Raw genomic sequence first — 14081 nt, 5'->3', positions numbered from 1 at the left:
AGTGCGCAGTAGTGGGATGCGGATGGCGGGCTGCGGTTTCCCGCAGCGCCCGGCAGCCGATCCGGAGCCTGCTGCCGAACGCTACCGATCTGCGAGATCGTGCCGGTCAGCTGTTGCGATCGGGGCTGTGCACCAGGTGTCCGCCGAGGATGGTGTGGCTGGGTTGGAGGTCGCGCAGGGATTCGGCCGGGCCGGCGGCGGGGTCGCGGTCCCAGATCGTGAGGTCGGCGAGGCGGCCGGGACTCACTGTGCCACGGAGGTTTTCCTCCCGCATCAACCGCGCGGCGTTCGTGGTGTGCAGGGCGACCGCCTCGTCGTAGGTGATCGAGTGGTGTGGGCCTTGGACGCCGATGACCGTTTCGCGGGTCATCATGCCCCACACCGAGCGCATGGCGCCGAACTGTCCGACCGGGAAGTCGGAGCCGCCGGTGACCAGGGCGCCCTGGTCGAGCCAGCCGCGGGCCGGAAACAGGTCGGCCACTCGTTCCGGGCCCCAGTATTCGCGTTCGACCTCGGCGGTGTCGTGCAGTAGCGGCTGCTGGATCGTCACCGGGATGCCCAGGGCCACCGCTCGTGCCCGCTGTTCGGGTCCGGCCAGCCCGCCGTGTTCGATCACGAGGCTGTGCGGGGCCAAGCCCGGATTGTCTTGCAGCACACGCTCGTACACGTCCAGCAGGATGCGTACCGCACGATCGCCGTAGGCGTGAGTGCCGACTCGCCACCCGCGGCGAACCACGGTGTTCACCGCGTCGACCAGGCCGTCCGGTTCCCACAGCAGAGCGCCGGAGTAGCTGTGGTCGCACGCGTACGGCTCCTCGGTCGCGCCGGCTTCGAGGCCGCCGTCGATACCGAACTTCATGCCCCACACCTGAAGCCACGGATCCGCGGAGTAGCGCAGCTCCTCCATACGGTCGAGTGCTTCGTCCAGTAACGTCGCCGTGGTCAGTCCGAACCCCGCGATCAACGCGCGGACGCGGGTGCCGAGCATGGCCTGGTCGCGGGTGGCCCGGAGCAGGTCGTAGTCGGCGAACGACACCGCACAATCGCGGACGGTGCCGATTCCGGTCGCGGCGTACGCGTGGCTGGCCAGACGTAGCCCGTCGATGCGCTGAGTGCCGTCTTCCTCGGGAACGAACTGTTCCACCAGCGGCATCGCGCTGTCGATCAGGCGGCCGCTCAAGCGGCCATCGGACTCTCGGCCGATCACACCGCCCGGCGGGACCGGGGTGTCGGTGGTGATGCCGGCCAGCCGCAATGCCACGTTGTTGACCACATCGTTGTGGCCGCCGCGCTTGACCAGGACCGGATGCCGGTCGGTGGCGCGGTCGAGCTCGTCGGCGGTCGGCATCCGCCGTTCCGCGAGGTTGAGCTCCTGCCAGTTGGTCGTGGTCCGGATCCACTGGCCCGCGGGCGTCACCGCGGCCCGCTGCCGGATCAGGTCCAGGAATTCGGTGATCGTGCGGGCTTCGTGCACCGGAACATCGTGTGCGCCATGGGCGGCGAAGATCAGGTGGGTGTGGGTGTCGTCGAACGAGGGCAGGACCGTGGACCCGGGGAGATCCAGGATCTCGGTGTCGGTTCCGGCCAGGTCGTCGAGCCCCTTCGGGTCGTCGGACACCGCGAGCTCGATGAGACCGATCGTCGAATCGCGGCCGCACTGGTTGCCTCGCCACGAGCCTCGTGGCGCGTCGTCGCCGAGTGCCTGGGGCTGTCCGAGCGAACCGTCGTGCGGCGCGCGGTTCCGCTCTACGCCGACCGGACGCTGCGGGGCACCGTCGTCCGCAATCCGGCCGGTGCCCGGTGCGGCTCCGATGGCACTGCGTATCCGGTGTCGTCCCAACAGAATTCGTCAGGTAGCGACCGCGCTCGCCCGCCGTCGGGACACGATCTGGGTCGACATTCTCGGTGGCGGTGACGAGGTATCCGCGGTGTTCTTCCTCGACAGCCCGCAACGCCGGAACTCGCTGCTGTTGCAGGACTTGCCGGCGACCGATGCCGTGGACTCCTGGACCGCGCACACCCTGCTGCGGGTGTTCCCCGAGACCCTGCGCTGGAACGCGGGCCTGCTCACCCCCGAGGAGGCCGCGCGGCTGGCCCCGGAACCGGTGCGGGCGGCGCCCGCACCGGCCGCAATCGACGGCACGCTCATCGCGGCCCTCGCCGAGGACTGCCGAATGACCTACACCGACCTCGCCGCCCGGGCCGGAACCACCGCGCTCGCCGCCCGTCGCCGCCTCGATACGCTGGTGCGCGGCAACGTCGTTCGCCTGGCCACCGAGATCGATCCCGCACTGCTGGGCGCGCACAGTGAAGCGCTGCTGTGGCTCGACAACGACTTCCTCGTCACCACGATCGGTGCATTGGGTGCGATCACCGCCACCGACACCACCCCGATTCTTGCGACCGCCAAACGCACCGGTCTCGCGCGGCCCTGGTCCACGGTGCTCAGCTGATGAGCTTGACAGAGAACTCAAACAACTGTTTGAGTTCTCGTATGGGGACCGAACGGACGGACCTGCGTCGGGCGGCCGGCCGGCGCACCCGCGACAGACTCCTGGCCGCGGCGCTCGAGCTGCTGGCACAGCGTGGGGTCGAGGGGGTGACCCTGAGGGAGATCACCGACACCGCGGAGGCGAACGTGTCGGCGGTCAGTTATCACTTCGGGTCGCTGCGGGGCCTGTGCGATGCGGCGATCGAGCACGCGCTGGAACGATATCTGGACGCGCAGATCGAGGCGGTCGGGTCGCTGGATGTCACGGCGACCGTCGAGGAATTGGCTGCGGCGTTCGCTCAGCCGATGGCTCGGGCGTTCGCCGCGGGCGGCCGGGATCTGGCGGTGCTGCGGACGGTGGCGCGGATCGGGATCGATCCTCCCGAGGGGTGGGAACGGCTGAATGCGAAGTTCGAACAGTCGCGCCGGGACGTGCTTCGGGTGCTGTCGGTGCGGCTGCCCGAGGTCGACGAGCCGGAGATGGTGTTCCGGACGCGGTGTGCCGCGGGCCTATTGAACTGGCTCGCGGTGGCGCCGATCGGCGCGGAGCTGGCGGCGTTGCCGCAGGGGCAGATCGAGCGCTGGTTGGCCCCGGTGGTGGCGGGTGCGTTTCTCGGCGGTTCGTGGCAGTCCGACCAGGTCTGAGATAGCCTGTCGCGCAACAATTCAAATGATTGCTTGACATCTTTCCCTGTGCCGGTGAATAATTCAATCAAGCATTCGATTTGTTTCTTGAGGAGAGCAAGACCATGGCTATCAGTGCAGAAGAAGTGGTCCGGGCGGCGTACCACGCGGCCGAGGGCAACGTCCTCGACGTTCAGGGCTTCGCCGACCTGTTCACCGCGGACGGCGTATTCAACAACGTTGTCGCCGGCGAGGTCTACCGGGGAGAACACCTGGGCGACCTGGTCACCTTCATGGGACAGTTGGCGCCCGACATCCACCGCGAGCTGCACCGCTTCCATGTCCTGAACGACAACCTCGTCGCCGTCGAGTTGTCCATCCAGGGCACCTTCACCGGCCCGTTCCAGACCCCCGCGGGGGTCATCGAGCCGACCGGCGCCAAGCTCGACATTCCGACCGCCGACTTCTGGTACCTCGAGGACGGCAAGATCAAGGAATTCAACTGCTACGTCGGCGTCAGCGTCATGCTCGCCCAACTCGGCGTGCAGCCCGACTTCGCCTCCGCCGTAGCCGCATCGGCCACCACGGTCGGCTGATCCCGCGGCCCTGATCACGCGGCGGTTGCCCGACCGACCTGGGTCCTGGAAGGGGCACTGGTTCACCAGGATTCGGTCGGCAACTACGGCGTGATCTACCCCGGGCCGGCCCAGCGGATGAGCGCCGGAGGATCTGCTGTGACCCCTTCACCGGCCGAGCTCATGCGGCGCAATCTGCTCGACGTCTTCAACGAGCCGGACCCGGGGCGCCGGGCCGCGGTGATCGCCGACAGCTATGCCGACGATGTGGTGTGGCACGAGCCCGACCGGAAGGTCCTCGGGCGCAAGGAATTCGAACGACGTGCCACGGAACTGCGCGCCGAAAACCCGGGCTGGGTGTTCAGGGCCGCCGGTCCCGCGGTGGAACTCGACGACATCGGCCAGCTGGCCTTCCGGTACGGGCCGGACGGCGCGCCGCCGATGGTGAGCGGCATGGACATCGCTCGCACCGCGAACGGTGTGATCATCGAGCTGTACACCATCGTCACCGAGATCGATCAGCCGTCGTAGGTCACCGCAGCGAACGAATGCCGGGCGTTGCCATCGAGCGGCCGGCGTTCCGCTGACGGTGACCACGGGAGCACCGAGCCGTACCGGACCAGCTCGCCGTACTGGGCGGGATCCACCGGTTCGAGGGCCAGGTCGACGAGTGCGACCGCGGCCTGGGCGGGGGTGGGTGCGCCGGACACGTCCCACCACAGGGCGGAGGTGGGGGTGTTGATCATGCCGGGGCACACGGCGGCGATCAGAATGCCTCGGGCACGGTCGGTTTCGCGGCGCTGCGCGGCGAGCGCGCGGACGGCCGCGACCTGACCGATCTTGGACGGGATATTGACGAAGCCGGGCCACGCTCCCGCCCGCGCGCTCCCGTCGGCCACTGCCTCGACCCACCGCCCGACCTGGATGTCGACCTCGTCGAGGGTGGCCGCACCGTCGAACCGGTCGTGCAGGACCGGCGCGAGTTGGTGCAGCGTGCCGAGTGAGCTGGCCACCACGATCAACCGGCCGTCGTCGCGCAGGATCGGCGCGAAGGCGCGCAGCAGCCGGGTGGTGCCGAAGTTGTTGACCTCGGCGTACTCTCGCACGATCGTGCGTGGGTCGTCGTCGGGTCCCACTCGCATGACGGCATTGCCGAACACGATGTCGACGCCGCCGTGCCGCGCGACCAGCAGGTCCGCGAGGCGTTCGGCGCCACCCGGATCGGTGACGTCGAGGATCTCCCCGCGCACCTGGGCGCCGCCCGCGGGCACGGCCGCCACCGCGGCGGCCACCCGGTCGTGATCGCGGCCGGTGAGGTAGACGGTGTCGGCGGGAGCCGTCCGCTGGGCCAGCAGTTCGACGAGCGCGAGCCCGAGACCCTGGGTGGCGCCGGTGACCAGTGCGACCCTGCTCATTTCGCCCCCTCGGTGACCGTCTTCTCCGACAGCTCCCACAAGTGTTGCGCGCCATCGGGATCCAGCGCGTAGCGCGCGACACCGTGCAGGGTGCCGGTGCGCCGGTCGACGGTCTCGCTCTCATTGCAGTCGGCGAAGTACCGACCGCCGACACCGGCCAGCTGCGGTGCGGTGGCCAGCAGGACCGAGGTGGCCGCACCCTGCGGTATCGACTTGATCAGCTCCGGCGGGACCAGGCCGCTGCCGCGACCGCCGGTGTGCCGCTGCAGATTCGTGTAGATCGCGCCCGGCATGACGGCGTTGGCGGTGATGCCGTCGGCGGCCCAGCGGCGGGTCGCTTCGACGGCGAACAGCACGTTGGCGGTCTTGGACTGTGCGTCGGCCGACCACGGATCGTAGGTGCGGAATGCGAAATGGATGTCGTCGAACACGATCGGCGAGCGCTGATGCCCTGCGGAACTCATGCCTTGACGCTAGAAGCCCACCGGTCATGTCGAAAGCGAGAAATACGCATCTGTGGTATGCGTAAATATCATGACCTTCACGGCGGCGTCGTTGACCGCGTTGCGGGTGTTCCGGGAGGTGGCCGAGCGGGGCACGCTCACCGCGGCCGCCGCGGCGCTCGGCTACACCCAGTCCGCGGTGTCGCGGCAGATCGCCGCCCTCGAACGCGCGGCGGGTGTACCGCTCGTGCAGCGCCGTCACGACGGGGTCCGCCTGACCCCTGCCGGCCGGATCGTGGCCCGCCGCGCCGCGGTCGTGGTCGACCAGATCGACGCCACGGCAAGAGAATTGGCCGGGCTACCCGACGAGCGGGCGACGGTGCGGCTGGGCTGGTTCGCCAGCGCCGGGGCCGGCCTGGTGCCGACCGCGCTGGCCCGCCTGCGGCACACCCATCCCGGCATCACCGTGCTGGGCCGGGAAGGCGGCACCCCCGCGCTGATCCGCGCCTTACGCGCGGGCACCGTGGATCTCGCGGTGGTGTCCTCGGCGCCGCCGTATCGTCCGCTCGACGCCGAGACTCCCGCGCTGCAGGTGCAGGTCCTCACCGAACGCGGCCTGCGCATCGCCGTCCCGGCCGAGCACCCGCTCGCCCGGGGCGACCACATCGATGCCGCCGACCTCCGCGGCCAGTCGTGGATCGCGGGACCCCGCAGCGACGGCGGGATGGGTACCTGGCCGGGTCTCGACGAGCGGCCCACCGTCGTGCACACCGTTGGTGACTGGCTCGCGAAACTGAACCTCGTCGCGGCGGGCTGCGGAATCACCACTGTGCCGGCCGGTCTCGTGCCGGTCGCGCCGCCCGGGGTCCGGATCCTGCCCGTCCACGGCGGTCCTGCCGAACAACGCCGGATGTTGCTGGCCCGGCTGCCCGGCCCGCTACCGGAGCCGGTCGCCCGCCTGGCCGAAACCCTGCGCGCCGTCGCGGTCGACCCCGCCGGTGCCGGTGGTCGTCGCAGCCCCATCGACGACTGACGCAGGTCCGGATCTGTGGGGTACCGGTCGGTCTGAGCAGTGTCCGCCGGTGAACTCGGTGACAACACTGGGAGCTGTCGATTCGACAACTGAACCAGGAGTTGAGAATGTCAGAATTCATCGGCGGGGTCGTCGTCCCCGAGACCGACCTCGTACACGAGGCCACCGAGATCGTGCGGCAGGCCGTCGACGAGACGCTCTACAACCATTCCCGTCGGGTGTATCTGTGGGGTTCGCTGAAGGCCGCGGCGCGCGGACTCGATGTCGATCCCGAATTGGCTTATGTGGGAGGACTTTTCCACGACCTCGGGCTGGTATCGGCTTACGCCGACAAGACCCGCCGATTCGAGCTTGACGGCGCGGAGGCGGCACGGAGTTTCCTGCTGCGCCACGGCCGTTCGGAGCGCGAGGCCCGCGACGTCTGGCTGGCGATCGCCTTGCACACCACACCCGAAGTGCCGCACCACCTTCCGCCCGAGGTGGCCGTGGTAACGCTGGGGGTCGAAACCGATGTTCTCGGACTCGATCTCGACGAGATCACCGCCGCGCAGCGCGCCGAGGTACTGGCCGCGCATCCCCGACCGGACTTCAAGAACAGGATTCTGCGGGCGTTCAACGAAGGCATGGCCGACCGCCCCGACACGACGTTCGGCACCATGAACGACGACGTCCTCGCCCATTTCGATCCGACTTTCGTCCGCCAGGACTTCGTCGACATCATCCGCGACAGCGCCTGGCCGGAATAATCGACAATCAGAAAGGACCGACACAATGTTCGACGAGAACACCGATCCGTTGACCACCGCAGCCGGCGCCCCGGTCGCCGACAATCAGAACAGTCTCAGTGCCGGACCGCGCGGTCCGCTGCTACTGCAGGACCTGTGGCTGCTCGAGAAACTCGCGCACTTCGATCGGGAGGTCATCCCCGAACGCCGCATGCACGCCAAGGGATCCGGGGCCTTCGGCACCTTCCGGGTCACCCACGACATCTCCCGCTATACGAAGGCGGCGCTCTTCGGCAGCGTCGGCAACGAATGCGAGATGTTCGCCCGATTCTCCACCGTCGCTGGAGAACGCGGCGCAGCCGACGCGGAACGGGACATTCGCGGCTTCGCCCTGCGGTTCTATACCTCGCAGGGGAACTGGGACGTCGTCGGGAACAACACACCTGTCTTCTTCTTCCGCGACCCACTGAAATTCCCGGACCTGAACCGAGCGGTCAAGCGGGACCCGCGCACCAATCTTCGTGACCCGGAGAACAATTGGGGCTTCTGGACGAATCTCCCGGAGTCGCTGCACCAGGTGACGATCATCATGAGCGACCGGGGTATCCCCAAGTCGTATCGGCACATGCACGGCTTCGGCTCGCACACCTTCAGTCTCATCAACGAGGTCGGTGAACGGCACTGGGTGAAATTCCACTTCCGCACCCACCAGGGCATCGCGAACCTCACCGATGCGGAAGCGGCGAACATCATCGCCCACGACCGCGAGTCGCACGGCCGCGATCTCTACGAGGCCATCGAACGCGGCGACTTCCCGAAATGGTCGCTGTTCGTGCAGATCATGCCCGAGGCCGACGCCGCGACCTACCGCTTCCACCCGTTCGATCTCACCAAGGTCTGGAGCAAGCAGGACTATCCGTTGCTCGAGGTCGGTGAGTTCGAGCTGAACCGCAACCCCGGCAACTACTTCGCCGACGTCGAGCAGGCCGCGTTCACACCGGCCAACCTGATCCCCGGCATCTCGTTCAGTCCGGACAAGATGCTGCAGGGCCGCCTGTTCGCCTACGGTGACGCCGCCCGATACCGGCTCGGGGTGAATCATCACCAGATCCCGGTCAACTACCCGCGTGCGGCCACACTGGTCAACACCTACCACCGCGACGGTGCCATGCGGGTCGACGGCAATCAGGGTGGCGTACCGGGTATCGAGCCGAACAACTTCGGCCGCTGGGCCGATCAGCCCGCATACACCGATCCACCACAGGAAATCGGCTCGACGGCAGCCCATTTCGACTTCCGCGCGGACGACGACGACTATTTCACCCAGCCGGGTGATCTGTTCCGCGCGATGAGTCCCGACCAGCAGCAGGCGCTGTTCGACAACACGGCCCGCGCCATCACGGGCGCCCGGCCCGGCACGATCGAGAAGCACATCGAGAACTGTGCGCGGGCCGACACCGACTACGGTGCCGGCGTTCGAAAAGCCTGTGCGGAGCTCGGAATACTGTGAGGGTGTGCGCTCTACCCGGCTGCGCGAAGATCGAGCCTGATCACCGCGTGGCCCGCCGCGCGTGGGGCTGCCACTCGTCGGCGACCAGTACCGCCACTTCGGCGGTATCGCTGTCGACGGCATCCTGTGCGAACCGGGCGACATCCGCAATGCCCTGGCTGTCCGCGGCGACCACCGCTTCGCGCTGTCCGGACTCCAAGTCGAGCAACCGATTCAGCATCGGCTCGGTCGGCCGCGGCAGCAAGCTCCAGGCGGCGGCCGGAGTTGACTGCTGCGGCCGGTATTCCGTCGGACCACCCGACAGGTGGAACCGCGGCTGTGGTGACCGTGACCGACACCGTCCCTGCGGGGGCGACGGCGGTGATCTGCGTCGACGAGTTCACGGTGAACGAAGTCGCCGGTGTGCCACCGGAACTCACCGCAGTCGCACCGGGCGGTGCCGGTCAGCACGACGGTCGTCCCGCCTGTCAGGTTCTCAGTCGTGGAGGTCGAGTGCGGTGAGGATGTCGCTGGTTTCGGTGCGGGTGGCGTAGTTGGGGTGGACGTCGATCCAGCGGATCGTCTTGTCGGCGTCAACGATCAAGACGGTCGGCATCGGCAGGTCGTATCCGTTGTCGGCGTTGATCTTCGACAGGTCCAGGCCCAGTGTTCGCTGGGCCGCGCGCACTTCCTCGGTGGGGGCGGTGAGGATGCCCAGCGCTCGGGCGACCTGGTTGCCCGGATCGGACAGGACGGTGAAAGTCAGTTCGTTCTTCTGTGCCATGGTCAGCGAGCCATCGGGTTTCTGCGGGCTCAGCGCGATCAGCCCGATGCCGCGATCGGCGAGGGCGGGTACCAACTGTTCTTGGTAGGCGCGCAGTGCCAGGTTGCAGTAGGGGCACCAGGCGCCGCGGTAGGTGACAATGACCGCGGGGCGCCCGGCCAGGGCGGCGTGCAGGGTGGTGGGGTTGCCGTTGACGTCGAGCAGGTCGGCGTCGGGCATCGCAGTGCCTGGTTTCGCGACGTGGTCGGGGAATCCGTCGCTGGTGAGGCGAGCTTGTTCGGCGGCGAAAGCGGCCAGAGCCGGTTCGGGGAGTTGATGGGCCGTGGACTCGTGCATCAGGTCGATACGCGCGGCGATGGTGGGGTTCGTGCTGGTCACATCGGTCCCTTTCCAAGTGGGAAGCGAGCAGGAGGCGTCACCCGATCGGAGTGGTTGCCGGCGGATGTGAATCGGATCCGCTAATCCAGTCCTACTCAACAAAAAATGGAATATCAAATCCAATTTGTAGGTGCCGTGCCGTGCCGTGCGGCGGCCGGTGGTGGTCGCCACCGCGGGGTGAGCAACCGAGAAGGGCGCTGGGAGTCGTCAGGAGGTGGCGGTGTCGCCCGGAGCGGGGCGGGCTAGCGAGGCGATGTGGTCGATGATCGTGTCCAGCGACGTTTCCAGCGGCGCGGTGTCGCGGTGCAGCTGGGTCAGCAGCAACGCTCCCTGTAAGGCGGCCAGGGTGGTGGTGGCGAGTTTGTCCGGGTCGGCGGTGGGGTCGAGGCGGCCGTCGGCGGCCATGGCGCGTAGTCCCGAGCGCACTCCGGATTCCCAGCGATGGAACGCCGCGGCGATGTCGGTGCGGGCGGCGGGGTTGAGCTCGGCCAGTTCGCTGCCCAGGGAGCCGAGTGGGCAGCCGCCCCGGCAATGCATCCGCCGCTGATGCGCGACGAGAAAGTCACGCCAGGCTCGGAATCCCTCGATAGTGTCGAGCCGCGCGAACATGGATTCCTGCCCGCCGACGATGGTGTCGCTCTGGTAGGCGATCACCGCGCGGATCAGCGCATTCTTGTCAGTGAAGTAGTGGTAGACCTGCGAGCTGCTCGCTCCGGCCGCATCGCGCACATCCTCGACGGTCGTGGCGGCGACGCCGCGCTCGAACATCAGCTGCGCGGCCGCCACCAGGATCCGCTGTCGTGTCTGCTCACCCTTCGGCGTCAGGCGCCGGGTCTTTGCACTGCTCACGAGCTCCACGATAGCGAATTTGGATCAGTTGATCCAACATGCCGAAGTGTCAACCGCGCCCCCGGCGGGGCCTGCGGAGCCGACCTCACCCCTTCCCGTGCCACTGCATATATCAATTTATGGAATTGACATTCCATTTTTGGCGAATCATAATATGGATTATTAAAGCCAAAAACGGTCGTCGAAGGTGTGTTTCCATGAAGAGCCTGCAGAGGCGTTACGGTTCCTATGCGCTGGTGACCGGGGCTTCGGCGGGCATCGGCGCCCGGCAAGGTCGTCACCAACGCCCTGCGCAGCCTGGGACGCAAACCCCTGGTCGTCCCCGGCAGCATGAACAGAATCAGCGACTTTATCGGCAAGTACCTCACCCCACGCCGCATGCAGACAATCATGTTCGGACAGCTCATCGGCCGCCCCGCCGGGAATCGACACAGCCGGCCGGCCGAGTGATCACGGATTTGTGAATTGCCGTCGGTTGGCCTCGACCGCGCTGCTGTACCCGGGAACACTCGACTTCGACAACGGTCGCCCATACCAGCAGAAGGGGTGTTTTCCCGTGACGACCTCCTCCGACCCGCCACCGGCACGACCTCAGCGTGAGACCGGTCCCGTGGCCGAGGACACGGCGACGGAAACGGAGTCCGGGTCGTACGGATTCCCGTCGGCGGCGTGGCGGTTCATGGCGAAGAATCCGCCGCCGGGATTCGACCGGATCCGGTGGCGCAGCCCGCTGCGCGGTCCGTGGTTGACCTCGGTGTTCGGCCTGGTGTTGTTGGTGGTGCTACCGATCATCGCCATCACCGGTTTGTTGTCCTACATCGCCTACGGCCCCGGATTGGGACAGGCCATCCCGGGCCACGTCGGCTGGTTGACACTTCCCACCTTCGACTGGCCATCGCGGCCGTCGTGGCTGTACAGGTTGACCCAGGGTCTGCATGTGGGGCTGGGATTGGTGATCATCCCGGTGGTGCTGGCGAAACTGTGGTCGGTGATCCCCCGGTTGTTCGCCTGGCCGCCCGCACGCTCGATCGCCCAGGTCATCGAACGAGTCTCGCTGCTGATGCTCGTCGGTGGGATCCTGTTCGAAATCGTCACCGGCGTACTGAATATCCAGTACGACTACATCTTCGGATTCAGCTTCTACACCGCACACTACTTCGGGGCCTGGGTGTTCATCGCCGGGTTCGTCGCCCACGTCGCGATCAAATTGCCGAAGATGATTTCCAGTCTGCGATCGCGCACCCTGCGCAGCGTGCTGTCCACCTCCCGCGCCGACACCGAGCCCGAACCCCGCGACGCCGACGGTCTCGTCGCTGCGGATCCGATGCCTGCCACCCTGAGCCGCCGCGGCGCACTGGCCCTCGTCGCGGGTGGCTCTACGCTGGTCGCGGTCCTCACCGCCGGACAGACCCTGGGCGGCATCACCCGGCGAGCCGCGCTCCTGGTGCCGCGCGGCCGCAGCTACGGCAATGGGCCCAACGACTTCCAGGTCAACCGCACCGCCGTCGTCGCGAGAATCGACCCGGCGGCCACCGGCCCCGCCTGGCGCCTGGAACTGCGCGGTGGTCCGGTCCCACTCGATCTCGACAAATCCGCACTCGCCGCGATGCCCCAGCACACTGTCGACCTGCCGATCGCATGCGTCGAAGGATGGTCGACCGTGCAAACCTGGACCGGCATCCGCCTCGCCGACCTGGCTCAGCACGCTGGCGTCCCCACACCCGGTTCCGCAATCGTGTCGTCGCTGGAACAGGGGGGCCCTTTCGGTAGTGCGGCGCTGCACCGCAACCAGGTGCTCAACCCCGATTCGCTACTCGCTTTTCGCGTCAACGGGGCCGAGCTGTCCCTCGATCACGGTTATCCGGCCCGAATCATCGTCCCCGCGCTGCCCGGCGTGCACTGCACCAAATGGGTGCGCTCAATCGAATTCCGGAGCTGACTGATGCGACGCCTGATCGCGTTCAGCAAGTCCGTCTACGGCGCGCACCCACTGCACCTGCTCGTCCTACTCGCCTCCCTCGCGCTCGGTGCGTACGCCGTATACACCCTCGGCCTGCGCCAGCTGTTCAACCCGAACGTGTGGTGGCAGTCGATCATCGTCTGGTTTGCCGTCGCGATCATCGGCCACGATCTGATTCTCTTTCCGCTGTACACGCTTGCCGACCGCCTCGTGCCCAAACCGACCCGCGGCCATCGGATACCTGCGACGAACTACCTGCGCATCCCCACCCTCGCTGCCGGACTACTGCTGCTGCTCTTTTTTCCGGGCATCATCGAACAAGGCGCGACCGCCTACCACAATGCGACAGGCCTGACTCAACAACCGTTCCTTTCCCGATGGCTCGTCATCACCGCCGTCCTGTACGCCCTGAGCGCATCGGCCTACGCCATCGCCTCATTCACCGCGTCCAAGCGGCGCCGCGGGCGAGGGCGATCCCGCGAGCAACCGCATGCAACAACGTGGGCAAGACATCGCGGCCGCCGACGGCCAGTCCAGCCCAGGACGAAACGCTTCCGGGCCATGACCAGCGCGCGGCGCTGGCGGGCCGGTACACGCAACCTGGCATGGGCCGCGCAGCGACGGATGCAGCGAGCCTTTCGGCCCCGTTGACAGATCGCGGCCGCACCGGTGGCGGATCGCATAGCCCTCCCCGGCTCAGCCCGGAGTAGCAGTCCCCAGGCCGTCCGCGGAGGCCCCAACCCATCGCTCGGCTCGAACTTCAATGGGGCGTCACGGAATTGCGTCCGAGGTGTCTGAACAAGTGGGCAGTGGTAGCCGCGCGAGCGGCACGTCCACGCCACGAAGACCGAACTTGTTGTTGCAGTTGATAAGTGGATGAGTTTCGACGGTAGGGAACAGCGTGTCGGACGGTCCGCCAACTTCCTCGATGTTGCTGCGCCGCGTGCTCTGACCGACTTGGCGGCAGCGTGCACGGGAGTGCGCGCTCAATCACGCTGTGGCGCTTAGATGCCCGTAACGATGACCGCGTGACATTCGGCGGCGGAAAGGCCAACGTGACCTCGAGCTACACGGCGGACGCAGGATCGACGGCGTCGCCGCCCGCGTCGGCCAGCGTGTCCTGGCTCCGGCGAGGAATGCGGCCGGTCGTGATTCTCCGGTGGGTGCGGTACCGCTCCTGGAAGGCGGTGGCGCCCTCCGCAGACGATTGCGACCGGATCCGCCGGGGTATGGGTTGCAATTCGAACTCGGACCGGAACAGTTCCAGTTACGCCATGATAGCCTCGCGATAAACCCTCGGTCGGGGATGCGTGGC

The 14081-nt window shown here is 67.4% G+C and carries 14 protein-coding genes and 2 pseudogenes; 10 read left to right on the top strand and 6 right to left on the bottom strand.

The genetic code is table 11. The features are described from left to right. Positions 1-106: 106 nt before the first annotated feature. Positions 107-1618 carry an amidohydrolase gene (locus ABH933_RS23025; RefSeq protein ID WP_429419843.1) on the bottom strand — a complete coding sequence of 504 codons (1512 nt, stop codon included), beginning with the start codon at positions 1616-1618 and terminating at the stop codon, positions 107-109. Here ABH933_RS23025 and ABH933_RS23020 point away from each other — a divergent pair. The 5 genes and pseudogenes from ABH933_RS23020 to ABH933_RS23000 form a co-directional block, all read left to right on the top strand. Next, positions 1511-1915 (top strand): AsnC family protein, encoded by a 405-nt coding sequence (locus ABH933_RS23020; RefSeq protein ID WP_429455084.1) that lies wholly within the window; start codon positions 1511-1513, stop codon positions 1913-1915. The two genes, ABH933_RS23025 and ABH933_RS23020, sit on opposite strands and share 108 nt — an antisense overlap. Then, a complete protein-coding gene (locus ABH933_RS23015; protein WP_429419847.1) occupies positions 1812-2453 on the top strand; it encodes an AsnC family transcriptional regulator in 642 nt (213 codons plus the stop codon). The genes ABH933_RS23020 and ABH933_RS23015 overlap by 104 nt, the downstream gene beginning before the upstream one ends. 41 nt (positions 2454-2494) lie before the next feature. Further along, entirely contained in the window at positions 2495-3136 is a 642-nt protein-coding gene (locus ABH933_RS23010) for a TetR/AcrR family transcriptional regulator (protein WP_429419850.1), read from the top strand. A 104-nt stretch (positions 3137-3240) separates the two neighbouring features. Next, a complete protein-coding gene (locus tag ABH933_RS23005) occupies positions 3241-3711 on the top strand; it encodes an ester cyclase (protein ID WP_429419852.1) in 471 nt (156 codons plus the stop codon). 36 nt (positions 3712-3747) lie between these two features. Further along, a pseudogene (locus ABH933_RS23000) lies at positions 3748-4221 on the top strand (pirin family protein); the annotation flags it as partial. Here ABH933_RS23000 and ABH933_RS22995 read toward each other — a convergent pair. Continuing rightward, complete coding sequence (locus ABH933_RS22995) at positions 4209-5105, bottom strand: SDR family NAD(P)-dependent oxidoreductase (RefSeq protein WP_429419854.1); 897 nt, start codon at positions 5103-5105, stop codon at positions 4209-4211. The pseudogene ABH933_RS23000 and the gene ABH933_RS22995 overlap by 13 nt on opposite strands. Continuing rightward, positions 5102-5569 (bottom strand): hypothetical protein, encoded by a 468-nt coding sequence (locus tag ABH933_RS22990; protein WP_429419856.1) that lies wholly within the window; start codon positions 5567-5569, stop codon positions 5102-5104. Before ABH933_RS22990 ends, ABH933_RS22995 begins: the two co-directional genes overlap by 4 nt. Before the next feature lie 70 nt (positions 5570-5639). Here ABH933_RS22990 and ABH933_RS22985 point away from each other — a divergent pair, with 70 nt between their 5' ends. From ABH933_RS22985 to ABH933_RS22975, 3 genes are all read left to right on the top strand, one after another. Further along, on the top strand, positions 5640-6581 hold the full coding sequence (locus ABH933_RS22985) for a LysR family transcriptional regulator (RefSeq protein WP_429419859.1): 942 nt from the start codon (positions 5640-5642) through the stop codon (positions 6579-6581). A 107-nt stretch (positions 6582-6688) separates the two neighbouring features. Next, on the top strand, positions 6689-7327 hold the full coding sequence (locus ABH933_RS22980; protein WP_429419861.1) for an HD domain-containing protein: 639 nt from the start codon (positions 6689-6691) through the stop codon (positions 7325-7327). A 25-nt stretch (positions 7328-7352) separates the two neighbouring features. Further along, positions 7353-8816 (top strand): catalase, encoded by a 1464-nt coding sequence (locus ABH933_RS22975; RefSeq protein WP_429419863.1) that lies wholly within the window; start codon positions 7353-7355, stop codon positions 8814-8816. 40 nt (positions 8817-8856) lie between these two features. Here ABH933_RS22975 and ABH933_RS22970 read toward each other — a convergent pair whose 3' ends face one another. The 3 genes from ABH933_RS22970 to ABH933_RS22960 all read right to left on the bottom strand — a co-directional run bounded on the left by ABH933_RS22970 (position 8857) and on the right by ABH933_RS22960 (position 10806). Continuing rightward, a complete protein-coding gene (locus tag ABH933_RS22970; protein WP_429419865.1) occupies positions 8857-9024 on the bottom strand; it encodes a hypothetical protein in 168 nt (55 codons plus the stop codon). A 267-nt stretch (positions 9025-9291) separates the two neighbouring features. Continuing rightward, positions 9292-9957: a peroxiredoxin-like family protein gene (locus ABH933_RS22965; protein WP_429419867.1), complete on the bottom strand. Its 666-nt coding sequence runs from the start codon at positions 9955-9957 to the stop codon at positions 9292-9294. A 207-nt stretch (positions 9958-10164) separates the two neighbouring features. Continuing rightward, complete coding sequence (locus ABH933_RS22960; protein WP_429419869.1) at positions 10165-10806, bottom strand: TetR/AcrR family transcriptional regulator; 642 nt, start codon at positions 10804-10806, stop codon at positions 10165-10167. A gap of 679 nt (positions 10807-11485) precedes the next feature. Here ABH933_RS22960 and ABH933_RS22955 point away from each other — a divergent pair. Both ABH933_RS22955 and ABH933_RS22950 read left to right on the top strand, forming a co-directional pair. Beyond that, positions 11486-12745, top strand: a complete 1260-nt coding sequence (locus ABH933_RS22955; protein WP_429420201.1) for a molybdopterin-dependent oxidoreductase — start codon at positions 11486-11488, stop codon at positions 12743-12745. 3 nt (positions 12746-12748) lie between these two features. Next, positions 12749-13246: pseudogene (locus ABH933_RS22950) on the top strand (hypothetical protein); the annotation flags it as partial. Between the last annotated feature and the right edge of the window lie 835 nt (positions 13247-14081).

This window comes from Nocardia sp. GP40 (assembly GCF_050434125.1).
GTDB classification, from domain to species: domain Bacteria; phylum Actinomycetota; class Actinomycetes; order Mycobacteriales; family Mycobacteriaceae; genus Nocardia; species Nocardia albiluteola.
This window is presented reverse-complemented; position numbering and strand designations above follow the sequence as displayed.

What these genes read in the sequence shown, in the direction of transcription:
- ABH933_RS22980 (WP_429419861.1), top strand. Translation starts at nt 6,689, where the DNA reads ATGTCAGAATTCATCGGCGGGGTCGTCGTCCCCGAGACCGACCTCGTA.
- ABH933_RS23010 (WP_429419850.1), top strand. Translation starts at nt 2,495, where the DNA reads ATGGGGACCGAACGGACGGACCTGCGTCGGGCGGCCGGCCGGCGCACC.
- ABH933_RS22975 (WP_429419863.1), top strand. Translation starts at nt 7,353, where the DNA reads ATGTTCGACGAGAACACCGATCCGTTGACCACCGCAGCCGGCGCCCCG.
- ABH933_RS22955 (WP_429420201.1), top strand. Translation starts at nt 11,486, where the DNA reads ATGGCGAAGAATCCGCCGCCGGGATTCGACCGGATCCGGTGGCGCAGC.
- ABH933_RS22995 (WP_429419854.1), bottom strand. Translation starts at nt 5,105, where the DNA reads ATGAGCAGGGTCGCACTGGTCACCGGCGCCACCCAGGGTCTCGGGCTC.
- ABH933_RS22990 (WP_429419856.1), bottom strand. Translation starts at nt 5,569, where the DNA reads ATGAGTTCCGCAGGGCATCAGCGCTCGCCGATCGTGTTCGACGACATC.
- ABH933_RS23005 (WP_429419852.1), top strand. Translation starts at nt 3,241, where the DNA reads ATGGCTATCAGTGCAGAAGAAGTGGTCCGGGCGGCGTACCACGCGGCC.
- ABH933_RS22985 (WP_429419859.1), top strand. Translation starts at nt 5,640, where the DNA reads ATGACCTTCACGGCGGCGTCGTTGACCGCGTTGCGGGTGTTCCGGGAG.
- ABH933_RS23015 (WP_429419847.1), top strand. Translation starts at nt 1,812, where the DNA reads ATGGCACTGCGTATCCGGTGTCGTCCCAACAGAATTCGTCAGGTAGCG.